This is a genomic window from Paenibacillus sp. FSL L8-0644 (assembly GCF_038008165.1).
In the GTDB taxonomy this organism is placed as follows: domain Bacteria; phylum Bacillota; class Bacilli; order Paenibacillales; family Paenibacillaceae; genus Paenibacillus; species Paenibacillus polymyxa_D.
Genome location: NZ_JBBOYN010000001.1, coordinates 980001 through 1004244, shown reverse-complemented (window position 1 = coordinate 1004244; position 24244 = coordinate 980001). Strand labels below are relative to the sequence as shown.

The following is a 24244-nucleotide window of genomic DNA, read 5'->3' as shown; positions in this document are numbered from 1 at the left end:
TCCCATTAAGATTGTTCAGGTGAAAATGCTGCTGCATCCTCAACTCATACAAGTTAGTGCTTGAAATGACGTACGCCTGTAAAGACCATGGCAATGCCGTATTCGTTAGCAACCTTGATGGACTCTTCGTCTTTGATGGAGCCGCCCGGCTGAATAACTGCTGTGATGCCTGCTTTAGCTGCCAACTCCAACGTATCGCCCATCGGGAAAAATGCATCGGATGCCAGTACGGCACCTTTTGCTTTGTCACCAGCCTGCTCGATAGCAATCTTGGCCGCACCGACACGGTTCATTTGTCCAGCGCCTACGCCAATGGTCATATTATCTGCCGCCAGTACGATGGCGTTGGATTTCACATGCTTAACCACTTTCCAGCTAAACAAAAGCTGTTTCAGTTCTTCCTCGGATGGTGCCCGCTCCGTTACAACTGTAAGTGCATCCGAGTCTACAGCGTGAATGTCATTTTGCTGAACGACCATGCCACCTTCAATGGAAGTCACGACGAAGCGGCTTTCCACCTGTTCAGACCGGGAAAGCTCACCCAAATCAAGCAAACGAATATTTTTCTTTTTCGTTAAAATCTCCAATGCTTCTTTCGTAAATCCCGGTGCCAGTACAATTTCCAAAAAGATCTCACTCAGCTTATTTGCTGTATCACCATCAATAATCCGGTTAGCCGCTACGATGCCGCCAAAAATCGAGGTTGGATCAGCTGCATACGCCTTGCTGTACGCTTCATAAATACTGCCGCCAATTCCCACACCGCAAGGATTCATATGCTTAACTGCTACTACTGTAGGTTCGCTGAATTCTTTGACAATTTGCAAAGCTGCATTAGCATCATTGATGTTATTGTAAGACAGCTCTTTGCCGTGAAGTTGTTTCGCTGTTGTCAGTGTACCCTTTGCCGCCAATGGCTCACGGTAAAATGCCGCCTGCTGATGCGGATTTTCGCCATAACGCAAATCCTGGATTTTTTCATAGGTTACAGTGTAACGCTCAGGCAACGGCTCACCTGTCACATTCGACAAATAATCGGATATCAAAGCGTCGTATGACGCCGTATGGCGGAACACTTTTGCAGCCAAACGCTTACGGGTATTCAGCTCCGTATCGCCATCCTTACGAATTTCCTCCAACACTGTGCTATAGTCATCAGCATCAACCACCACACTGACAAAAGCATGATTTTTTGCCGCAGAACGAAGCATCGTTGGCCCGCCGATGTCGATATTTTCAATCGCGTCCTCATAAGTTACACCGGGTTTGGCAATCGTTTCCGCAAAAGGATACAGATTCACAACGACCAGATCAATATAACCCAATCCAAGCTCTTTCATCTGACGCTGATGCTCTTCATTATCCCGAACAGCCAGCAAGCCGCTGTGTACCGCAGGGTGGAGTGTTTTAACACGTCCATCCATAATTTCAGGAAAACCCGTTACCTCGGAAATGCCGATGACAGGAATGCCCTCCTTCGACAACAAGCTGCTCGTTCCCCCTGTCGAAACGATCTCCACACCCAATTTGGACAACTCGCGGCAAAATTCCACGATCCCTCGCTTATCCGATACGCTGACGAGCGCTCTTTTAATACTCACCCTGTCTCCTCCTTTAGCTCTTTCAGAATTTTGCAAAATTCTCTTTTATCATTTTATTTCCCGAGAAATATCGGAAAATGCCTGTACAGCATCCTTGATATAACAATGATATGACAAATTACAATCATTCTTAGAGAAGTGAAATCACTTTGCGACCATTTAATTGGATTTTGCCTTGGGCTAATTTTCCAACTACTTCTGGATATAGCTGACGTTCTACGGATTGAATGGCTGCGGATAAGGATTCCGCAGTATCATGGTCGCTAACCTCCACGACACGCTGGGCAATAATAGCTCCCGTATCCATGCCCCCGTCCACAAAATGAACGGTGACGCCACTTACCTTGACACCATAGGTCAATGCCTGTCCAACAGCATCTTTCCCTGGAAATGCCGGAAGTAGTGACGGATGAATATTAATGATTTTTCCTGCGTAGGCATCGACCATGACGCTGGATAGCAAACGCATGTAGCCAGCTAACACGATGAGATCAATTGATTTCTGCTCCAGTAAAGCCACCAGTTCACGCTCATAGTCTTCTCGAGAAGGATATTCCTTGGGTCGAAAGGTATGGCACGCAACTCCAGCTTTCTGTGCTCTAGCTACGGCAGGAGCCGCAGGCTTGTCACAGATGAGCAATTCTACCGAGGCATCGCCCAGTTCTCCTCGCGCAGCGGCATCCACCAATGACTGAAAATTCGTCCCTTCGCCTGATGCAAAAACAGCAATCCGGTACTCGTTCATTACACCTCGGCTCCCGTAAAGGTCACGATAGAACTGCCTTCCGTTACTTTTCCGATCACATAGGCAGCTTCGCCCTGTTCCTTCAGAACTTCCAGTGCAGTCTGTGCATGCTCTTCGCCTACAACGATTACCATGCCAATCCCCATATTAAAGGTTGTGAACATGTCTCTGTTGGAGATTGCACCTTTTTCCTGCATGAGCTGGAAGATCGGCAAAATCGGCCAAGTGCCGTATTCAATATCCACATTGACGTGATCCGGTAACACTCTTGGGATATTTTCAATAAAACCACCACCTGTGATATGCGCCATACCTTTTACTTTTACCTTGTCCAGCAATGCCAAAACGGATTTCACGTAAATTTTCGTCGGCTCCAGCAGTACATCGCCCAGTTTGCCGTTTAAGCCTTCGATTTCATCATGCAAATCATAGCCCTGCTGTTCCAATAACAGCTTGCGAACCAGTGAGAAGCCATTACTGTGAACTCCACTGGAGGCCAGCCCAATAACGGTATCTCCAGGGGCAACGGAGCTGCCGTTGATGATTTTACTTTTATCTACAATCCCTACCGTGAATCCGGCAATATCATATTCACCCTCGCTATACATCCCTGGCATTTCTGCGGTTTCACCGCCGACCAGCGCACAGCCCGATTGATGGCATCCCTCTGCGATTCCAGCGACTATAGCTTCAATTTTCTCGGGCACAACCTTGTCACAAGCGAGGTAATCCAGAAAAAAGAGTGGCTCCGCGCCCCCGACGACAATGTCGTTTACACACATCGCAACCGCGTCGATACCAATGGTGTCATGACGATCCATTGCGAAAGCAAGCTTCAGCTTCGTGCCGACACCATCGGTACCGGAAACGAGTACAGGCTCCTCGTACTTATCCTTATTCAGGCCGAACAACGCACCGAATCCGCCCAAGTCCGTCAGCACTTCGGGACGGAAGGTACGTTTAACGTGCTTTTTCATCCGTTCTACTGCTTCATTACCGGCAGCGATATCTACCCCTGCATTTTTGTATGCTTCGGACATTCATGAACACTCCTTCAAATGATTGACCCTCCTAAGTCCTCCCTAACAGGGAGGATTCCATGGGGCTGCTCCCCCTGGACCTCTCAAGAGTCGGTCAGATGCGTAGGGTTGGGTGCTGCTTGGTGTATGGTTCGTGCTGTGAGTCGCGTGCTTTCCTTTGTGAATTGCGGGGCATTCCCGCAATTCACAAGGACACGCTTTGGTGCGTTGCCGCCTTCACGGCGGCGGGGGCACGTCCCGGGCTGTTTGCTTCGCAAAGGCGGGGACGTGCCGGGCAAAGAAGTGAGCAGCGCCAACGGGCGGCTTACTTCTTTGCCCTTTGAGGCAGGCAGCTTTGCCTTGCCTGCTATTGAGCTTCGCTTCGCGGCTCAACCTTACAAGAGCAGGGTGACTTTTTACGAGTCACCGCTCCGCTAAAAACTCATGGCATGAAATAGTTATGCCATGAGTTTTTAACTGCCTTACCTATCCTCTTCTTGGTGGGAACCAAAGAGGTACAGGCACTGCTGCAATAATGCTGCATACCTGAGAAACGCAGCGGGTGGAAGGATTCTGGAGAAGCGAAAGCGTTCGCCTTTGCAGCTGGATTCCAACCCTGTAAGGGATTATTTCAATCCAGGAATCCAGCGGCAACAGCGATCGTAAGAACCTTCCACACGCGGAGTAGCCCCCTCAGAACCGCATTATATGGCGCTAGCACCTCTTTTGTTCCCTATACTAACAACTACATCCGAACTTCTCTTCGCCTTTGAAATCTACCTGAGTCGGGTAATCATTATCGAAACAAGCTAGGCACAAGCCGCCTTTGTAATCCTGTTCGTTATATCCACCTACAGCGGCAATCAAACCCTCGGCGCTCATAAAGTAAAGCGAATCGGCGTTAATTTCCTCACGAATTTCCTCGACGGTTTTAGATGAAGCAATCAGTTCCCGGCGATCCGGCGTGTCAATACCGTAGAAGCACGGGTTTTTGAAAGGCGGCGAGGTAATACGTACATGTACCTCCAACGCTCCCGCATCACGCAGCATATTCACGATTCGACGGGATGTAGTGCCCCGGACGATAGAATCGTCGATCATAATGACTCGTTTACCTTCAACAACGCGGCGTACAGCGCTCAGCTTCATTTTCACACCCTGCTCGCGCAGCTCCTGACTCGGCTGAATGAAGGTACGTCCAGTGTATTTATTTTTAATCATGCCCAGCTCATAAGGAATACCTGTCTGCTCTGCATAACCAATCGCAGCCGAAATACTGGAGTCCGGTACACCGGTAACCAAATCTGCATCAACAAAAGCTTCCAGCGCCATCTGGCTGCCCATTCTTTTGCGTGCAGCATGAAGATTAGAACCATTCAAGTCACTGTCAGGCCGGGCAAAATAAATATATTCCATCGCACATAGCGCTTTACGGTGCTTTTCTTCCGTGTAACGATCTTCATGCAGTCCATTTTTGTCCAACACCAACAGCTCACCCGGTTCGATATCGCGCAGCAACTCTGCCCCAATCGTTTCCAGGGCACAAGACTCGGATGCGAACAGATAAGCATCTCCCAGTCTGCCCATCGTGATTGGACGCAGACCATTGGGGTCGGAAGCCACGAGCAGCTTGTCGTTGGTCATAATAAGGAAAGCAAACCCGCCGACAATACGCTTCAATGCATCCTTAGCGGCCTCCACCAAATCCTTGGACGATCGTGCGATCAAATGTGCTACTACTTCTGTATCGCTGGTCGTTTGAAAAATAGACCCGCCCTGCTCCAGCTCATGCCGGATTTGCAAAGCATTCACGATATTCCCGTTGGTGGCTACTGCCAAATCGCCATCACGATACTTGAACACCAAAGGCTGTGCATTCGTCAGCTTACTGTCTCCACTTGTCGAGTAGCGCACATGTCCTATGGCAATATCGCCTGTCAGCGAAGCCATCAAATCTTTATTGAATACTTCTTTTACAAGACCCATACCACGATGATAATGGAACTCGTCACCACTGCTCACACAGATGCCTGCACTTTCCTCCCCACGATGCTGGAGCGCATGCAACCCGTAATATGCTAGGGAAGCGGCATCGGAGTGTCTATACACACCGAATACGCCGCATTCCTCTTTTAATTTATCAAACAGCCCCTCTTTACCAGAGCCTTCATTATAATAATCTCCAGTCCACAACGTCCGTGCTGTTATTTCATCAGACATGGAATGACATCCTCCCAGATTTGCTTCAAACTGGCGACTGCCTCGTTCAAAGCGGGTTGTCCGTTCACCTCAACTGTCAATTGTGATCCTTCAACTTTTCCTAATACGGTAACTGGCACTTCCAAACCACGTAGATGTGCTTCCAGCGCAGACGCTTTATCCGGCGATGCAGATAACAAAATACGGGACTGGCTTTCGCTAAACAAGGCATGGTCAGGACGCAAAGTCGTTTCTACGTTGACCTGTGCTCCCAATCCGCCGCTAATCCCGGATTCCGCAAGCGCTACAGCCAATCCGCCCTCTGCCAAATCATGCGCAGATTGTACCAATCCGCCCTGAATCGCTCCCAGTACCGCAGTCAGCAGCTTTTTCTCTACGTTCAAATCCAGCTCAGGAGGGCGTCCCTCGGATACACCGTGTACGACAGCTTGGAACTCGCTACCTCCCAGCTCGGCCTTCGTTTCCCCCACCAAGAAAATCACATCACCCTCGGCTTTGAAGCCTTGTGTCGTAATATGATCTGTATCATGTACCAGACCTACCATACCAACAACAGGCGTCGGATAGATGGAGCCTTTGGTATTTTCGTTGTACAAGCTGACATTACCCCCGATAACAGGTGTATCCAGTACACGGCAAGCTTCAGCCATACCATCTACGGCTTTTTCCATTTGCCAGAAAATATCCGGCTTTTCAGGGTTACCGAAGTTCAGGTTATCTGTAATCGCCAAAGGCTCGCCGCCAGAACATACAATGTTACGTGCTGCTTCGCTAACTGCAATCCGTCCGCCTACCTCTGGATCCAGGTATACATAACGTCCGTTACAATCTGTCGTCATGGCGAGACCCTTACGAGTTCCACGCACGGTTACTACAGCTGCATCCGATCCCGGACGAACGGCTGTACTCGTGCGAACCATGTAGTCATACTGCTCGTATACCCATTTCTTACTAGCTACACTTGGTGAAGACAGCACCTTTTTCAGCGCACCGTTCAAATCTGTCACTTCTGCATAACGAAGTGTGTCAATAGCAGCATTTTGCTCATAATAAGCGGGGATTTCGGAAGGCTTGTCATAAATCGGGCATTCATCAACCAGTGCCGTCACTGGCATATCTCCGACCACTTCATTGTGATGGAACAAACGCAAACGACCGTCATCCGTCACTTTACCGACCTTGGCACAAATAACGCCCCAGCGCTCGAAAATTTCCAGTGCCTGTGCTTCATCCTTAGGCTCTACTACGAACAGCATCCGTTCTTGTGATTCGGACAGCATCATTTCATAAGGTGTCATACCCTCTTCACGCTGCGGTACCTGATCCAGATACAGCTCCAGGCCGTTGCCAGCCTTACTCGCCATCTCCGCGCTGGAGCAGGTGAGTCCTGCGGCACCCATATCCTGAATACCCAGCACAATACCACTATCGATCAGTTCCAGACATGATTCCATAACCAGCTTCTCCATAAAAGGATCGCCTACTTGAACCGCAGTCCGGTTCGCTTCAGATTCTTCTGTCAGCTCAACCGATGCGAATGTCGCTCCGTGAATCCCATCACGACCTGTCGGTGGGCCCACATAGAACACCGGGTTACCGACCCCTTTAGCAACACCACGCTGGATTTTATCATGGTCAATCAGTCCGACACACATTGCATTAACAAGCGGGTTGCCTTCGTAGCTTTCATCAAATACAACCTCGCCACCTACAGTCGGAATACCGATACAGTTCCCGTAGCCCGCAATACCAGATACCACATGCTCGAACAAATATTTCACACGGTCGCTCTCCAGCTTGCCAAAACGCAGAGAGTTCAACACCGCAACGGGTCTTGCACCCATGGAGAAAATATCACGGATGATACCGCCTACCCCAGTCGCTGCCCCTTGAAAAGGCTCCACAGCCGACGGGTGGTTATGGCTTTCGATTTTAAATACAACCGCTTGGTTATCACCGATATCTACAATGCCTGCGCCCTCACCGGGTCCCATCAGCACTCGTGGACCGCTCGTTGGAAAACGACGCAGTAACGGCTTGGAGTTTTTGTAAGCACAATGCTCTGACCACATGACACTGAATACACCAATCTCCGTATAATTCGGCTGACGTCCCATGAATTCACAGATCAACGCATATTCGCTATCCGACACACCCATCTGCTGGTACAGTTTATGCTCGGCAACCTGCTCTGCCGTTGGTTCCTTAGCGGAAACTTGCTGCGCCATGTCGATCCCTCCATGCGTTCAAAATAGATGTAAACATACGTTTGCCGTCATCCGTTCCGAGCAATGCGTCCACCGCGCGTTCAGGGTGAGGCATCATGCCCAGCACGTTTCCTTGTTCATTACAAATCCCTGCGATATCCGTCATGGAACCGTTTGGATTATCTTTATACGTAAATACGATCTGGTTATTCGCCTGCAAGCGAGCCAGCGTCTCATCATCACAGTAATAGTTGCCTTCGCCGTGTGCGATCGGAATGACGATCTTTTCACCAGCAGCGTAATCTTTAGTAAAAGGTGTTTGGTTATTCGCAACCTGCAACACCGTATCCCGGCATAGGAATTTCATCGACAGATTACGGCGTAAAGCCCCTGGCAACAGACCGGCTTCGGTCAGAATTTGAAAACCGTTGCAAATACCCAAAATATATTTGCCCTCGGCAGCCGCTTTCGCAACTTCCTTCATCACTGGAGCAAACCGGGAAATCGCGCCGCAACGCAGGTAATCCCCGTAGGAGAAGCCTCCTGGAACAAGAATACAATCATAAGGCGACAGATCCGTCGCAGTATGCCAAACATAATCGACAGGTTCACCGACCGTGTCCTCTACCGCCTTATAGCAGTCAATATCACAGTTGGAGCCCGGAAAAACCAGAACTGCAAATTTCATGGAATTAGCCCTCCAGTTCGTAGCGGTAGTCTTCAATGACCGTGTTGGCCAACAGCTTTTCACACATCTCGATGACGCGCTTTTCAGCACTCTCGCGGTCTGTTGTATCCAGATTCAGTTCCATATACTTGCCAATTCTGACGCTGTCCACTTCTCCGAAACCCATAGAATGCAGTGCGCCTTGCACCGCAACCCCCTGCGGGTCCAAAACGCTTTGCTTAATCGTGACATAGACTGTTGCTTTCATCATGTTCCTTCAGTTCCTCCTCCGAATGAGTGAATCCTATTGGTTTAATTATGATTACTATTTACTGTGCCGTCAGACGCCGCCAAATATCCGTATATCTTGCAGTTGTTTCTTTTACGACCTCAGCCGGCAACGGATCGGGCTTGCTGTTCTTGTCCCAACCGGATGATGCCAAATAACTTCGTACCGGCTCCTTGTCCATGCTGTCAATTTCCACATCCAGCTCATACTTTTCCTGTGCCCAGAATCGGGATGAGTCCGGAGTGAAAATTTCGTCAATCAAAATAACCTTCCCGTTAACAAGACCAAACTCAAACTTGCAATCGGCTAAAATAATCCCCCGCTTTTCGCAGAAAGCACGTGCAAATTCGTACAACGCCAAACTCTTTTCCTCAAGCTCACCTGTTAGTTCAACCCCGACCAGTTCTTTCATTTGGTGAAGGGAAATGTCCTCGTCGTGTCCAACATCATTTTTTGCAGCTGGTGTAAATAAAGGCTTGGGAAAGCGCTCATTTTTACGTAGCCCCTCTGGCAATGGAATGCCGTTCACCTCACCGTTCTGCTCATACTGACGCCAGCCGCCTCCGGTAATATATCCGCGCACCACACACTCAATGTCGATGCGTTCAGCCTTCAGCGTGACCATGATCCGGTCCTTCAGCAACTCTTTATTCTGTTCGTCGATCACATGCCCGAGCTTGTTCACATCAGTGTGCACGACATGGTTTTCCAACAAGTCTTTCGTCTGCTCAAACCAGAAAGCGCTGAGCTTATTCAGCACATTTCCCTTTTCGGGCACGGGTGGCTCTAACACATAATCAAAAGCCGAAATTCGGTCTGTCACGACAATCAGAAAATGTTCTCCGAGATCATACAGTTCACGCACCTTGCCTTTGTACAAGAGCGGCGCATGGATCAGACCTTCGGCAGTAGACAATGACATTTCATTACACCTCTTTCATAGAAGTTGCCCCTCCTAAATCAACCTTTGCCCCTCCTAAATCCTCCCCTCAGGGAGAACCCCCAGGGCTGCTGCCCTCGGGACTCCCGCAAGGGTTGGCGTAGTGAGCAGGGGATAGCGGGTTACTGGAGCTGGGGTGGTGTGAGCGCGTTCCGCTGGATTAAGGCTTGTTGACACAAGCTGTCATCCAGCAACGCTTTTACGTCGGTACAAAATAGCGTTTTTACGCGTATGCCGCCGCAATACCATTCGGCCCGTGGCCGTAGCACGGCATGCCGTGCAGCGAGCATTCTGGCTTCGCCTGTTGTGCGCATGTGTTACGCTGCGCACGGATACGGTGGCTCAAGGCTTCACTTCTTGAGCCTGCGCGTTCTCGGGAGGGCAGCGGGCTGTTTGCTGCGCAAATTCGGCAGCCCTCCCGAGAACGTTGCTCAGCGATAGCAAAAGCAGTGGAACACGCTTTTCCATCGCTCTTGGGGTGGTGCGGCATCTTATGTGCCGCACCTTCCCAAGTTCTGCTCCCACACGAAGGTTGGTGCTGGAAGCAGCGGGGCGGACGGAATCGTTCTGGAGAAGCGTTAGCGCTTGCCTTTGCCTCTGGATTCCAACCTTTGCAGGTTTTCCAATTCAGGAATCCAGGGGCAACAGCAATCGGAAGAATGATCCGTTCGCAGAGCGGCCTCACCACGCAGCAACCTTCCCTCCTACTCCCCTAATCCCAGCTTTTTGAAGATCGTATCCACGTTCTTCAGATGCCAGGCTGGGTTAAAAGCATCCTCGATTTCGTCTGCGCTGAGCACGGCAGTAATTTCCGGGGTGGCCTCGACGATATCGCGGAATTGGCGTTGCTCTTCCCACGCCTGCATAGCACGCGGCTGCACGGTATCGTAGGCTTTTTCACGACTAAAACCTTTATCGATCAGCTTCGTCATAATACGACCGGAGAACGGTACGCCGTACGTACGCGCCATATTGCACTTCATATTTTCAGGGAAGACCGTCAGATTTTTCACGATATTGCCAAAGCGGTTCAGCATGTAGTTCAACAGCATCGTGGCATCCGGCAGAATAATGCGTTCTACGGAAGAATGCGAAATGTCGCGTTCATGCCATAGGGTTACGTTCTCATACGCCGATACCATATGCCCGCGAATCACACGTGCCAGACCGGAGATGTTTTCACTTCCGATCGGATTGCGTTTATGCGGCATCGCGGAAGATCCTTTTTGACCCTTGGCAAAGGCTTCCTCCACCTCACGGAATTCACTCTTTTGCAGAGCACGGACTTCTGTAGCAAATTTGTCCAACGATGTGGCGATCAACGCTAACGTTGCCATGTATTCGGCATGACGGTCGCGCTGTAGCGTCTGTGTAGAAATCGGTGCAGGCTTGGTACCCAGCTTGCGGCATACAAATTCTTCTACAGACGGGTCAATGTTGGCGTATGTCCCAACTGCACCGGACATTTTACCGTATTGTACTTGGTCAGCGGCAAAACGAAAGCGTTCCAGATTGCGCTTCATTTCCTCGTACCACAATCCCATCTTCAGTCCGAATGTGGTCGGCTCGGCATGCACTCCATGTGTACGTCCCATCATTGGTGTATGCTTGTAAGCCAATGCCTTTTCCTTCAAAATTTCAATAAAATTCAAGATATCGCGTTCCAGGATTTCATTCGCCTGCTTTAACAGGTAGCCCAGTGCCGTATCAACTACGTCTGTAGAGGTTAGACCGTAATGTACCCATTTGCGCTCATCTCCAAGACTTTCAGACACCGTGCGAGTAAAAGCAATAACATCATGTCTTGTCTCCTGCTCAATTTCATAGATCCGTTCAATATCAAAACTTGCATTCTTACGTAGAGCCACAGTATCCTCTTTTGGAATAACCCCTAATTCCGCCCAAGCTTCACAGGCACACAGCTCTACTTCCAGCCACGCTTTAAATTTATTTTCTTCCGTCCAAATCGCTCTCATTTCCGGTCTGCTATAGCGTTCGATCATGACTATTTATCCCCCCAAATATTGGTTTGTTCAATCCATTCCAGCGCTTGTTCCGCATCCTGGCACAGTAGATTAATATGTCCCATCTTTCGGCCTGGCTTGGCTTCACTTTTTCCATACAAATGCAGCTTGGGTACAACATCCAACCTTTCAGCTTCAACATCCGATTGCGCAAACCGCCGAACCACATCCTCCAAATGCTCACCTAGCACATTGACCATCACGACGGAAGTCAGCAGCTTCGTGCTGCCCAAGGGTAAACCGCAAATCGCACGTATGTGCTGCTCGAATTGCGACGTGGCGCATGCCTCCATCGTGTAATGACCGGAGTTATGCGGTCGTGGTGCCAACTCATTAACGTACAATTGTCCGTCTTCGGTGACAAACATCTCCACAGCGAGCAGTCCCACCGCACCCAGCGACTCTGCCACAGCCAGCGCTAACTTTCGTGCTTCCTCCTGAACAGGTTCTGGCACGCGCGCAGGTACAATCGACGTGTGCAAAATGTTGTTTACGTGAATGTTTTCCGCAGGTGGAAAGGCTTTAGCTTCACCGTTCGTGCTGCGAGCTACAATCACCGAGATTTCGCAGCGAAAACGAATGAACTGTTCCAATACCAGTTCCGCACCGTCTCCTGCCAATTGTTCGTAGGCAGCTAAGGCTTCCTCCGGTTGGCGAATGACCACTTGTCCCTTGCCATCATAACCACCGACTGCTGTCTTGAGCACACATGGTACACCCAGTTCAGCTACCGCTTGGACCATATCCGCAGGACTACTGATTTCACGATACGGAGCGACAGGGACACCAGCAGCTTCAATAGAACGCTTTTCACGAAGACGATGCTGTGTTGTGTACAAAAGACTGCTGCCTTGCGGCACGCTGGATTCCTGTTCCAAAAGTGCAGCCACATCTGCGTCCACATTTTCAAACTCATACGTGATCACATCGCACCGACCAGCCAACTCTCTGGCCGCAAGCTCATCATCATAGGCAGCACGGATTTGTTCTGACACCTGTCCACACGGGCTATCAGGTGCAGGGTCCAGCGTCACAAAACGATATCCTAGGTTTGTCCCTGCTAGCACAAGCATTCTGCCCAGCTGTCCGCCTCCTAGAAGTCCAATCGTTGTACCTGGAGGACGGATGCGACCTGCAGGTTCACATGCTTCATTCATAGTGAGTCACTGCCTTCCAGCACCTCATCACGGATACGGTCACGTCTTGCCACAACCCGCTGACTTATCTTTTCGTCAAAAGCGCCTAACATTTGTGCGGCCAGCAGCCCTGCATTCGTAGCGCCTGCCTTACCGATTGCCACAGTGGCAACCGGAATACCACCCGGCATCTGCACAATGGAGAGCAAGGAGTCTAGACCATTCAGAGCCTTCGACTGGACAGGCACACCAATGACTGGCAAGGATGTCTTCGCAGCCACCATCCCTGGCAAATGCGCTGCCCCACCCGCTCCAGCAATAATGACCTTTAGTCCACGCCCGGCGGCTTCTTCTGCAAAACGAAACATTAAATCCGGTGTACGATGGGCTGAAACTACCTTTTTCTCATATCCGATTTCAAGCTCGTCCAGCACAGCACATGCATGCTGCATGGTGTCCCAGTCTGATGTGCTGCCCATAATGACAGCGACCTGCACTGACATGTCCTTCACTCCCTGTTTATCAATAAGCGCCAAAAATCCGGCACTCGAAAATAACGTTATTTTCAAGACACCGGACTACGAAAAAACAAACGACAGAGCCTCTTAAAGGCAAGCCAAAAGCAAGCCTCTTCCACCGCATGCAATGCGGCTTCAGCCGTATGTCTCCCGTAGTCCGGAAATTTAAGGTTTCCAGGTAGAAACTTCCGGGCCATATCCCCGGCATTATACGAGTTAGCATTGTGCCTATTCCATACCCGACGATATTCTTTACAAGTATGATCGCGGTCTGTTTCGGCTCAAACATGTGTACCTTATTAAATTGTACCTAAAGTTCATTTTTTATCGACAATACACTTCCTAGTTTAACAATTCCCTACACCTTATGTCAACTTGAAAACGAACATTACAATAATCATGCAATAGAATGTTCGTGTTTAACAAAATCAACACCCTTATATACCCACAGGTCAGGACTATTGTATTACGTTTAGCTATCTATTACCTATCCTGATAACAGCGAGCGTACCGCATTCCACTGACAAAAATAAAAGTCGGCACTCCCTATACAGGCAGTAAACCGACTTTTACTTTCTTATTCAGTTATTTTACGACCAGCACAGGAATACGCGCATGCTGCACCACATTGTGGCTTACGCTACCCAATACAAATTCACGGATACCACCTAAACCGCGGCTACCGATCACAATCACATCGAAGCCATTCTCATTGGCATAATCCAAAATGACTTCGGCTGGTGAACCTTGAATGAGCTCCACCTTGGCATCTACACCTTGCTCAGCAAGCCGCTTTTTAACTTCTTCGGTAGTTTGTTCGGCCAAATCGTAATATTCTTTATTTATCGAAGCCGGAATTGGCGCCAAACCTTCGCCCATAAAAATCCGTGGAAAATCAAATGCGGTTACCACCTCAAGCTGCGAGGACGATGATGTCTTGACTAATTCGGCTGCCTTCAGCAAAGCCTTGTTGGATGCATCCGAACCGTCATAAGCAAGCAATACTTTTGAAAATAGCATAATACGCACCTCTTCCTCATTCGGTTTGTTGATTCAAAGCCTGAAATATGTACTCCTGTTGTTGTTCATTCCATGACATCACTGGATGGCTGGAATAGTCTTCTCACTCATCATTAAACTTCCCTATGAGAAGCTAAACTCCTCGCCTTACCTTAAAAAATAACCATACAACAATGCGTTCATGAATAGCAACGCCGGAATACCTAATCTGAAACTCATATGCCGTGTTTTATGGCGTTTACGGTACATGGCTATTAGCACGCCTAAGGCTCCCCCGATCAGGGCCAGGAAAAACAACGTCCGTTCAGGTACACGATCACGATGTTTACGTGCTCTCTTTTTATCTTCCGACATTACCAGATAGCCTACTGCATTGATAAACAGCAGCCATACCAACAAGCCTGTCTGCAATGTCTCTCCCCCTTTTGCACACCGTACCAAGTTCAGGTATTAGGCCTTATATATCGTTCTCCCCTCATTATAACCCCACCCCTTTTACAGAAACAACGCCTCCCTTGACTTGGATAGCGTTTTTGCGGAAATAGTAAGGTGGCATAAGGGCGATCCCCGAGTGCATCTATTTCGTCTTAAAGGAGGAACTGCAATGGAAAGCACCCATGAATACGTTGAAAAGCTGCGAGAAAATGCTAAAAAGGCAGAACGCAACCGTAAACGAGGAAAAGGAACTCCCAGCGCCAGCCTGCCGACAAAACAGCATAGCAAAAACCCCTGATCATGGGATCTGTATTCAGCTGTAGAACCATGTTATTAACGTAAAATATCAACTTTACCTTGTCGTTCTCATTGAATGAAGTTAAAGGTAAACTCAGTTGTTCACCTTTCAACAAAAACAACAAGCAGACTCCTTATGAGATTTCTGCTTGTTGTTTTGTTTTTGCAAACATTTTTTATTCAGCCGTGGTCTTTACCTTAAACAACCGACTGTTCATCTTACTACATACACCCACCATACAATAATAAGGCGGTTACATTGATAATGGATTGGTTTTAAAGTTATATTTTCTAACATAGATATTGACTAAAAACATTTTCACACTCTATAATTCGTGATATTAACTTAATCCGACAAAATATTTGTCAGTTAATCTATCATCATATTTGAGGTTTAAGATTGGAGAGGAGCTTTATATGACTAACATGAAAAAAATGACGATGATTCCCCTGTTGGCCAGCTTTATTCTCGGAGGTACCTTATGGAGTGGTGGATTTACCGCCAACGCTGCGGCAGCAGCTACAACCAGCACAACTGCACCTACTTCTACCACTATAACTTCGGACAAATCCGAAAAACCACAAACCAATCATTTACCCAATATTAAAATACTTGCCACGGGAGGGACCATTGCAGGATCATCTGCCGTCAACACGGATACAACCGGCTACAAAGCAGGCGCGTTGGGAGTGGAAACTCTAATCAATGCCGTTCCTGAGATGAAAAGTATTGCAAATGTCAGTGGTGAGCAAGTTGTTAATGTAGGTAGCCCCGATGTTAATAATGAGATCCTCTTAAAACTTGCCAAGCGCACCAATGAACTGCTTGCCAAAGACGATGTAGATGGCATTGTCATTACACATGGTACAGATACATTAGAAGAAACAGCTTATTTCCTCAATCTTGTTATCAAAAGCGATAAGCCAGTAGTTGTCGTTGGCTCCATGCGTCCAGCTACTGCCATCAGTGCCGATGGTCCCTTCAACCTCTATAATGCAGTGAAAGTCGCCGGGGCTTCGGCCTCTAAAGGTCAGGGCGTACTCGTCCTGCTGAACGACCGTATCGGTGCAGCAAGATACATCACCAAAACGAACACAACAGCAGTCGATACGTTCAAATCTGTGGAGCAGGGATACCTTGGAGCTGTTGTGGGCGATCAAGTGTACTACTACAACAAATCCACACACAAGCATACGACTTCTTCTGTATTCGACATCTCTAACCTGACTCAACTGCCACAAGTAGATATTTTATACGAATATCAAAACAATGGTCGCTATCTGTATGATGCAGCCGTAGCAGCTGGTGCCAAGGGTATTGTCGTAGCTGGTTCCGGTAATGGTTCCTTGTCCAAGACCTCCTCAGAAGGCGCAGAGGCCGCAGGTAAAAAAGGAATAATCATTGCCCGCTCCAGCCGAGTGGGAAGTGGAGTAGTGTCCCCGTCAACAAAAGACGCAGCTTCAAACTTTGTATCGACCGATTCGCTTAATCCACAAAAAGCACGGATTTTGCTCATGCTTGCTTTGACCCAAACACACGATGTTAACCAAATTCAATCCTTCTTTAATGAATACTAAGAACATTTATCCCAAATCAAATAAATACAACATCCTTATTATGAAAAAGAAGCAGCGATTACGGTTGATCACCGTAACTGCTGCTTTTTTTTGCAAGACAAGTCTAGCATTAATAACTACTTCATCTAATATCCAATCGTCTTGGTTCTATACAGTAATCCATCGTCCCTCCCACGCAGCATCAAGACTGCTGTTTGGGAATCCCATTCAAGCTTGGAGGATATTTCGCTTGCTTCTCTGGATGAGCAGCAATTTCCTCCTCCAGTATGCTTGATTTATTTTGCTGATTATTGATTTTAAGCGGTTTATGTTTGGGCATAAATACTCACCTCCTCGGATTACCATGCCAAGGAGTGATCGTTTTTATACCGACATGCACCTACTGATTATGTTGACTGCAGCACTTTTGGTCATCCGTTATTTGCCCTGCTTTTGTTCCATCGCTGCTTTTAGCAAATCACCCAAACTGGAGCCAAAAGATTCCTGCTTTTCAAATTGTCTTACTAGCTTTTGCTGTTCCCGTTTGTTTACCCGTTGCTTGTCCTTATCCAACGTCTCGGTAATGCCGCAGGGCAGGCATCTTACATACAATCCTGCTTTGCCCTCTTTCATTTCCATTTTCTTATGACACTGCGGGCAACGTCGATTGGACAAACGTTTTTCCCCTGAACGACGGTAACCGCAATCCGCACTTGGACATACAAGGAACTTGCCTTTCTTACCCTTCTTCTCCAATAGCTTTGTACCACAATCTGGACAATGACTATTCGTCACATTATGAGGCTTGTACTCCGCACTGCTATTTTTCACAGTGGAAACCAGCTCTTTCGCCATAGCACGAATAGAATTCAAAAACGGTTCCGGTTGTCCTTGACCACGAGCAATCCGTTCCAGCTCCGCTTCCCAACGTGCCGTCAGCTCAGGCGTTCGAAGCTGTGGAGCTGCCAGTTCAATCAGTTGCTTACCTTTCCCGGTTGGATGCATTACGTTCCCCTGACGCTCAATCGTATCCGAGCTGACAAGCTTTTCAATCAGATCGGCACGAGTAGCAGGAGTACCCAGTCCATGCTTTTCCATCTGAGCGAGCAGGGCTGCTTCCGTATACCGCTTCGGCGGCATCGTTCGCCCAGCTCGTACAAGACAACGCTGTAACCGGACGGAATCTCCTTTTTGCAGCTCAGGTAAAATAACGCCCCGTCCATTGTTTTCCCCATCCTCTGCTTCTTCATCATCCATATCATAATGGTTCGCGTCATATACAGCACGCCATCCGCTATCTTTTACCGTTGTGCCTTTTACCTGAAACGTCTCCTGCTCCACCGTAACTGATACGGCTACAGCATCATAACGTGCAGGTGGATAGAATAGACTGATAAACCGTCGTGCAATCAGATCATACAGCTTACGTTCCTCTGGGCTCAACTGATTAAGCAATAATGTCTGCTCAGTAGGAATAATCGCATGATGATCCGTGACTTTACTGTCATCCACAATTCGCTTTGTGATTGGTAGGTTGTTACGCAATAACGGACGTGCCAAGGAAGCATATGGACCTACTGCTACACTGCTGAGCCTTTCCTTAAGTGTGTCCACCATATCGGATGTCAGATAACAGCTGTCCGTACGTGGATAGGTCACCAGCTTATGCTGCTCATACAGACGCTGAAGCAGATTAGACGTCTGTTTAGCCGAAAAGCCATAGCGCTGATTAGCATCTCTTTGTAGTTCCGTTAAATCATACGCTAGCGGGTGAGGCTCGTTCTTTTCGCTCTTTTTAACACTGGCAACTGTGCCTTTGGCCCCCTCAAGTCTACGGCGCAAAGCCTCTGCTTGAGTGCGGTCAAACATGCGTGAATCCCCGCTTTCTGCCCGCCAAGTTGCCTGAAAATCGCCGAAGTCCGCCGTCAAAGTATCATATTCCTGAGAACGGAATTCGGTAATTTCTTTCTCACGCTCCATAATCATCCCCAGCGTTGGTGTTTGGACTCTTCCCGCCGAAAGTTGGGCGTTATAACGACAAGTCAACGCGCGGGTTACATTGAGACCAATCATCCAGTCTGCTTCAGCTCTACAGCGAGCCGATTCATATAAACGATCAAACTGCTGACCAGGCAATAGCTTTGCGAAACCTGCTTTAATCGCCTTGTCCGTCTGCGAAGAGATCCATAAGCGCCGGAAGGGCTTTTTCCAGTTTGCCATTTGGATGATCCAGCGTGCCAACAATTCTCCTTCGCGAGCAGCATCTGTTGCCACGATAAGCTCTCCAATGTCCTGCCGCTTCATGAGTTGCTGCACAGCTTTGAACTGATGATTACTTTCGCGCAGCACCTTTAACTTTGAACTCTTCGGAAGAATAGGCAGGTCCTCCAAATTCCAGGTCGCATACTTAGAATCGTAATCCTCCGGCTCTGCTAAGCCGACCAAATGTCCCAGTGCCCACGTCACCACGTACTGGGGTCCTTCTATATAACTTTTATGCTTCTCGCGGCTACCCATCACACGTGCAATCTCTCTGGCCACGGACGGTTTTTCTGCCAATACCAATACCTTCATGTTACGCTCCTTTCTCTCATAGTGTTAATTATACCATCCTGCCATCTTACTATAAATTCTAATGCCAACGGCTCTTATGAACATGATCATACATACTATTGCTATTACTTTTACATGGGTTAAGATAACTTACAAATCAGGCACACTCCATTTTAATAGCAGACCCGCATAGGTGAGACCTCCGCCAAATCCATATAACAACACATGTTGTCCATACCGTAAACGTCCATCATCCAAACCACACTGCAAAGCCAACGGGATGGATGCCGCCGATGTATTACCATACAATTCTACGCTTGTCAGCGTTTTTTCCAAAGGTACTGTACTTCTTTCACATATGGACTCGATCATTCTCAAATTAGCACTATGAGGTACAAACCAGTCAAGATCCTCCTTCTTCATATTTGCCTTATCCAATAATCGTTCGATTCCCGTTGGAACAGAGCGAACAGCCCATTTATAAACCTCACGTCCATTCTGCGCAATAAATCCATGGTCTTGCAGCTTCTCTCCATTTAAATGATCAGATAGTCCCACACGGTAAAGATGTGCTCCCCCATGCCCATAAGTACCTATATCTGAAGTTAAAAATGATCCTTCATCCTCGTCATATTCAACAAGCGCAACCCCTGCACCATCTCCAAAAAGTATACACGTCGTCCGATCCGTATAATCTGTAATTTTGGACAACGTTTCGGCTCCCACTACCAGCACCTTACGATGCAGACCACCCGTAATAAGGCCATTTGCCAAATGAAGTCCATAGGAAAAACCTGCACATGCTGCACTAATATCCATTGACCCTGTATTCGGAATATCAAAATGAGCCTGAATACGTGAAGCCGTGCTCGGAAAGTAGTAATCAGGTGTACTAGTCGCTACAATGATCATCTCAACATCGTTTATATTTACGTCATACAGGTTAATCATACGTGTAATAGCTTGTATGCATAAATCAGATACATATTGATCTTCAGCCGCAATGCGTCTTTCACGCATGCCCGTTCTTTGTACAATCCACTCGTCACTAGTATCCACAAGCTTCTCCAAGTCAGCGTTCGTCAAAATCCGTTCAGGTACATAAGTGCCAAAGGCCGTAAGCTTAGCTTTTGAATTCAACAATCTGATCACTCTCCTTTGTAATCCTTATTCACATTATAACACCAGATACTAATACCTGGTACTAAATTATTTTAAAACCGTCTTCTTATTACTAGTTAATATCCACTTATCCAGTTAAACTTATAACAAGCTCAATTTAAATAAAATCCCACTGCCTTTTAACGCAAAAAAAGACCATGATCTTATGAAGATCATAGTCTCTTTTGCTTGTTGCTTGGCGACGTCCTACTCTCCCAGGACCCTGCGGTCCAAGTACCATCGGCGCTGGAGGGCTTAACGGTCGTGTTCGGGATGGGTACGTGTGGAACCCCTCCGCTATCGCCACCAAACATGAATTTGCTATGCAAATTCTATCGTACGGTTATTCGCTTCACGACATATCGTGTGAACGAATAGCCATGCATTTGTTGTATGTCACTTGTACATACCTTCAAGGTTACACCCTGAAAACTGGATCCGAAACTCATTTGCGTTTTATTCTTAGGATAAGCCCTCGACCGATTAGTATTGGTCAGCTCCATGCATTACTGCACTTCCACCCCCAACCTATCTACCTCGTCGTCTTCAAGGGGTCTTACATACTGGGAAATCTCATCTTGAGGGGGGCTTCACGCTTAGATGCTTTCAGCGCTTATCCCTTCCGTACATAGCTACCCAGCGGTGCTCCTGGCGGAACAACTGGTACACCAGCGGTACGTCCATCCCGGTCCTCTCGTACTAAGGACAGCTCCTCTCAAATTTCCTACGCCCACGACAGATAGGGACCGAACTGTCTCACGACGTTCTGAACCCAGCTCGCGTACCGCTTTAATGGGCGAACAGCCCAACCCTTGGGACCTACTTCAGCCCCAGGATGCGATGAGCCGACATCGAGGTGCCAAACCTCCCCGTCGATGTGGACTCTTGGGGGAGATAAGCCTGTTATCCCCAGGGTAGCTTTTATCCGTTGAGCGATGGCCCTTCCATGCGGTACCACCGGATCACTAAGCCCGACTTTCGTCCCTGCTCGACTTGTAGGTCTCGCAGTCAAGCTCCCTTCTGCCTTTGCACTCTTCGAATGATTTCCAACCATTCTGAGGGAACCTTGGGGCGCCTCCGTTACTCTTTAGGAGGCGACCGCCCCAGTCAAACTGCCCACCTGACACTGTCCTCGCACCGGTTTACGGTACCAAGTTAGAACCTAGATACGATCAGGGTGGTATCCCAAGGATGCCTCCCTTCAAGCTGGCGCTCAAAGTTCGACGGCTCCCACCTATCCTGTACAGATCGTACCCAAATTCAATATCAAGCTGCAGTAAAGCTCCATGGGGTCTTTCCGTCTTGTCGCGGGTAACCTGCATCTTCACAGGTATTAAAATTTCACCGGATCTCTCGTTGAGACAGCGCCCAAGTCGTTACGCCATTCGTGCGGGTCAGAATTTACCTGACAAGGAATTTCGCTACCTTAGGACCGTTATAGTTACGGCCGCCGTTTACTGGGGCTTCGGTTCATAGCTTCGCTCTTGCGAGCTTACCACTCCCCTTAACCTTCCAGCACCGGGCAGGCGTCAGCCCGTATACTTCGCCTTGCGGCTTCGCACAGACCTGTGTTTTTGCTAAACAGTCGCTTGGGCCTTTTCACTGCGGCCCCCTCGGGCTATTCACCCTACCGAGGCACCCCTTCTCCCGAAGTTACGGGGTCATTTTGCCGAGTTCCTTAACGAGAGTTCTTCCGCGCGCCTTAGAATTCTCTTCTCGCCTACCTGTGTCGGTTTGCGGTACGGGCACCTTCTCCTGGCTAGAGGCTTTTCTTGGCAGTCTGAGATCATGACCTTCGCTACTACAATTTTCGCTCCCCATTACAGCCCAGCCTTAACGATGTGCGGATTTGCCTACACACCAGCCTCACTGCTTAGACGGACATCCATCAGTCCGCGTCACTACCCTACTGCGTCACCCCATCGCTCATAACGGATTACGGTGGTACAGGAATTTCGACCTGTTGTCCTTCGACTACGCCTATCGGCCTCGCCTTAGGTCCCGACTTACCCTGAGCGGACGAACCTTCCTCAGGAACCCTTAGGCTTTCGGCGGATCTGATTCTCACAGATCTTTTCGTTACTCATACCGGCATTCTCACTTGAATGCAGTCCAGCGCTCCTTACGGTACACCTTCAACCCGCATTCAACGCTCCCCTACCCCTGATGCAAGCATCAAGCCATAGCTTCGGTGGTGTGTTTAGCCCCGTTACATTTTCGGCGCAGAGTCACTCGACCAGTGAGCTATTACGCACTCTTTCAATGGTGGCTGCTTCTAAGCCAACATCCTGGTTGTCTGTGCAACTCCACATCCTTTCCCACTTAACACACACTTGGGGACCTTAGCTGATGGTCTGGGCTGTTTCCCTTTCGACAATGGATCTTAGCACTCACTGTCTGACTCCCGGAACTAAATCTATGGCATTCGGAGTTTGACTGAGCTTGGTAACCCTTGCGGGCCCCGCACCCAATCAGTGCTCTACCTCCACGATTCTTCTTTCCGAGGCTAGCCCTAAAGCTATTTCGGGGAGAACCAGCTATCTCCGGGTTCGATTGGAATTTCTCCGCTACCCCCACCTCATCCCCGCATTTTTCAACATGCGTGGGTTCGGGCCTCCAGTGCGTGTTACCGCACCTTCACCCTGGACAGGGGTAGATCACCCGGTTTCGGGTCTACGTCCACGTACTCATTCGCCCTATTCAGACTCGCTTTCGCTGCGGCTTCAGCTCTTCACCTTAACCTTGCACGGGAACGTAACTCGCCGGTTCATTCTACAAAAGGCACGCCATCACCCATAAATAGGGCTCTGACTTCTTGTAAGCACACGGTTTCAGGATCTATTTCACTCCCCTTCCGGGGTGCTTTTCACCTTTCCCTCACGGTACTGCTTCACTATCGGTCGCCAGGGAGTATTTAGCCTTGGCAGATGGTCCTGCCGGATTCATACGGGGTTTCACGTGCCCCGCACTACTCGGGATCCGTCTCGGAGAGAACAAGTTTTGAACTACAGGGCTTTTACCTTCTCTGGCGGGCCTTTCCAGACCTCTTCATCTAACCGGTTCCTTTGTAACTCCATGTGAGACGTCCCACAACCCCAAGGAGCAAGCTCCTTGGTTTGGGCTAATCCGCGTTCGCTCGCCGCTACTGACGGAATCACTATTGTTTTCTCTTCCTCAGGGTACTTAGATGTTTCAGTTCCCCTGGTCTGCCTCTATTCTGCCTATGTATTCAGCAGAAAGTGACTGTCGATGAAGACAGCCGGGTTTCCCCATTCGGACATCCCCGGATCAAAGCTTGCTTACAGCTCCCCGAGGCTTTATCGTTGTTCGCCACGTCCTTCGTCGGCTCCTGGCGCCTAGGCATCCTCCGTGTGCTCTTTGTAGCTTAACCTAGACTTTTCTTTGATAAAAGAAAATGTCGATGTTCGATAAAGAATGATTTTTGCCAAAGGCAAAAGATCTTTCCTTATCTGCTACCTTTATTTCACTTGTTTACACAAGATCAGCTTAAAGGAATATTCTAAAACGCAATTTCGTTTCGGTATCCAGTTTTCAAGGTGCAATTCGCTTCATCGAAGCGAAACCCGATGAATATTTCGGTTCCACACGGATGTGTGAATGAAGTATCCGTCGAAGCTTGAGAGTTTGAGCTCTCAAAACTGAGCAACGAGTGAGTAAGTTTAGGATATTCATTTCATTCACATGAACGTGATGAACCGAATTGAATATCCGGTCGCAGGTACATGTACCTGCTGATTTGAATGTTTCCATCGCAGGAAACGATTCTCCATAGAAAGGAGGTGATCCAGCCGCACCTTCCGATACGGCTACCTTGTTACGACTTCACCCCAATCA

20 protein-coding genes, 3 rRNA genes and 1 riboswitch (1 of these 24 running past the window's edge) are annotated in these 24244 nt (G+C 48.5%); of the genes, 3 read left to right on the top strand and 20 right to left on the bottom strand.

From position 1 onward, the window contains the following. Positions 1-53: 53 nt before the first annotated feature. From purH to purM, 3 genes are all read right to left on the bottom strand, one after another. Positions 54-1601: a bifunctional phosphoribosylaminoimidazolecarboxamide formyltransferase/IMP cyclohydrolase gene (purH, locus tag NSS94_RS04480; protein WP_209950366.1), complete on the bottom strand. Its 1548-nt coding sequence runs from the start codon at positions 1599-1601 to the stop codon at positions 54-56. A gap of 130 nt (positions 1602-1731) precedes the next feature. Next, entirely contained in the window at positions 1732-2346 is a 615-nt protein-coding gene (gene purN / locus NSS94_RS04475; protein WP_209950367.1) for a phosphoribosylglycinamide formyltransferase, read from the bottom strand. Next, positions 2346-3386 carry a phosphoribosylformylglycinamidine cyclo-ligase gene (gene purM / locus NSS94_RS04470; protein ID WP_209950368.1) on the bottom strand — a complete coding sequence of 347 codons (1041 nt, stop codon included), beginning with the start codon at positions 3384-3386 and terminating at the stop codon, positions 2346-2348. Before purM ends, purN begins: the two co-directional genes overlap by 1 nt. A gap of 126 nt (positions 3387-3512) precedes the next feature. Here purM and NSS94_RS04465 point away from each other — a divergent pair, with 126 nt between their 5' ends. After that, on the top strand, positions 3513-3803 hold the full coding sequence (locus tag NSS94_RS04465; protein ID WP_341038756.1) for a hypothetical protein: 291 nt from the start codon (positions 3513-3515) through the stop codon (positions 3801-3803). 300 nt (positions 3804-4103) lie between these two features. Here NSS94_RS04465 and purF read toward each other — a convergent pair whose 3' ends face one another. The 11 genes from purF to NSS94_RS04410 all read right to left on the bottom strand — a co-directional run bounded on the left by purF (position 4104) and on the right by NSS94_RS04410 (position 14797). Continuing rightward, positions 4104-5585 (bottom strand): amidophosphoribosyltransferase, encoded by a 1482-nt coding sequence (gene purF / locus NSS94_RS04460; protein WP_029516033.1) that lies wholly within the window; start codon positions 5583-5585, stop codon positions 4104-4106. Then, on the bottom strand, positions 5570-7813 hold the full coding sequence (purL, locus tag NSS94_RS04455) for a phosphoribosylformylglycinamidine synthase subunit PurL (RefSeq protein ID WP_039272360.1): 2244 nt from the start codon (positions 7811-7813) through the stop codon (positions 5570-5572). The genes purF and purL overlap by 16 nt, the downstream gene beginning before the upstream one ends. Further along, the gene (gene purQ / locus NSS94_RS04450; RefSeq protein WP_341038755.1) at positions 7791-8480 is read right to left on the bottom strand and encodes a phosphoribosylformylglycinamidine synthase subunit PurQ; all 690 of its coding nucleotides are present in this window, start codon (positions 8478-8480) and stop codon (positions 7791-7793) included. Before purQ ends, purL begins: the two co-directional genes overlap by 23 nt. Positions 8481-8484: 4 nt before the next feature. Next, a complete protein-coding gene (gene purS / locus NSS94_RS04445; RefSeq protein WP_007428837.1) occupies positions 8485-8730 on the bottom strand; it encodes a phosphoribosylformylglycinamidine synthase subunit PurS in 246 nt (81 codons plus the stop codon). A gap of 58 nt (positions 8731-8788) precedes the next feature. Next, positions 8789-9670, bottom strand: coding sequence for a phosphoribosylaminoimidazolesuccinocarboxamide synthase (locus NSS94_RS04440; RefSeq protein WP_322252437.1), 882 nt, complete (start codon positions 9668-9670; stop codon positions 8789-8791). 241 nt (positions 9671-9911) lie between these two features. Continuing rightward, entirely contained in the window at positions 9912-10376 is a 465-nt protein-coding gene (locus NSS94_RS04435; RefSeq protein WP_341038753.1) for a hypothetical protein, read from the bottom strand. Between the two features lie 16 nt (positions 10377-10392). Next, positions 10393-11691, bottom strand: coding sequence for an adenylosuccinate lyase (gene purB, locus NSS94_RS04430; RefSeq protein ID WP_341038751.1), 1299 nt, complete (start codon positions 11689-11691; stop codon positions 10393-10395). Between the two features lie 2 nt (positions 11692-11693). Then, a complete protein-coding gene (purK, locus tag NSS94_RS04425) occupies positions 11694-12869 on the bottom strand; it encodes a 5-(carboxyamino)imidazole ribonucleotide synthase (protein ID WP_341038750.1) in 1176 nt (391 codons plus the stop codon). Then, the gene (purE, locus tag NSS94_RS04420) at positions 12866-13351 is read right to left on the bottom strand and encodes a 5-(carboxyamino)imidazole ribonucleotide mutase (protein ID WP_341040390.1); all 486 of its coding nucleotides are present in this window, start codon (positions 13349-13351) and stop codon (positions 12866-12868) included. Before purE ends, purK begins: the two co-directional genes overlap by 4 nt. A gap of 148 nt (positions 13352-13499) precedes the next feature. Then, a riboswitch (purine riboswitch) is annotated at positions 13500-13601 on the bottom strand. 350 nt (positions 13602-13951) lie between these two features. Continuing rightward, entirely contained in the window at positions 13952-14386 is a 435-nt protein-coding gene (locus NSS94_RS04415; protein WP_029516040.1) for a universal stress protein, read from the bottom strand. A 147-nt stretch (positions 14387-14533) separates the two neighbouring features. Further along, on the bottom strand, positions 14534-14797 hold the full coding sequence (locus NSS94_RS04410) for a DUF1294 domain-containing protein (protein ID WP_025719814.1): 264 nt from the start codon (positions 14795-14797) through the stop codon (positions 14534-14536). A 193-nt stretch (positions 14798-14990) separates the two neighbouring features. Here NSS94_RS04410 and NSS94_RS04405 point away from each other — a divergent pair, with 193 nt between their 5' ends. Beyond that, entirely contained in the window at positions 14991-15119 is a 129-nt protein-coding gene (locus NSS94_RS04405; RefSeq protein WP_013308788.1) for a DUF4023 family protein, read from the top strand. A gap of 416 nt (positions 15120-15535) precedes the next feature. Next, positions 15536-16696, top strand: coding sequence for a type II asparaginase (locus NSS94_RS04400; RefSeq protein ID WP_165150835.1), 1161 nt, complete (start codon positions 15536-15538; stop codon positions 16694-16696). 181 nt (positions 16697-16877) lie between these two features. Here NSS94_RS04400 and NSS94_RS04395 read toward each other — a convergent pair whose 3' ends face one another. The 6 genes from NSS94_RS04395 to NSS94_RS04370 form a co-directional block, all read right to left on the bottom strand. Then, positions 16878-17015, bottom strand: a complete 138-nt coding sequence (locus NSS94_RS04395; protein ID WP_016819760.1) for a hypothetical protein — start codon at positions 17013-17015, stop codon at positions 16878-16880. Positions 17016-17113: 98 nt separating this feature from the next. Then, positions 17114-19249 (bottom strand): DNA topoisomerase III, encoded by a 2136-nt coding sequence (locus tag NSS94_RS04390; protein WP_341038748.1) that lies wholly within the window; start codon positions 19247-19249, stop codon positions 17114-17116. 129 nt (positions 19250-19378) lie between these two features. Next, a complete protein-coding gene (locus tag NSS94_RS04385) occupies positions 19379-20371 on the bottom strand; it encodes a ketoacyl-ACP synthase III (RefSeq protein WP_340931329.1) in 993 nt (330 codons plus the stop codon). A 212-nt stretch (positions 20372-20583) separates the two neighbouring features. After that, positions 20584-20700: ribosomal RNA gene (gene rrf, locus NSS94_RS04380) — 5S ribosomal RNA — on the bottom strand. A gap of 152 nt (positions 20701-20852) precedes the next feature. Further along, a 23S ribosomal RNA gene (locus tag NSS94_RS04375) occupies positions 20853-23780 on the bottom strand. Between the two features lie 402 nt (positions 23781-24182). Beyond that, positions 24183-24244, bottom strand: a 16S ribosomal RNA gene (locus NSS94_RS04370); it runs 1494 nt beyond the window's last position. The 16S, 23S and 5S rRNA genes sit together here, the layout of an rRNA operon.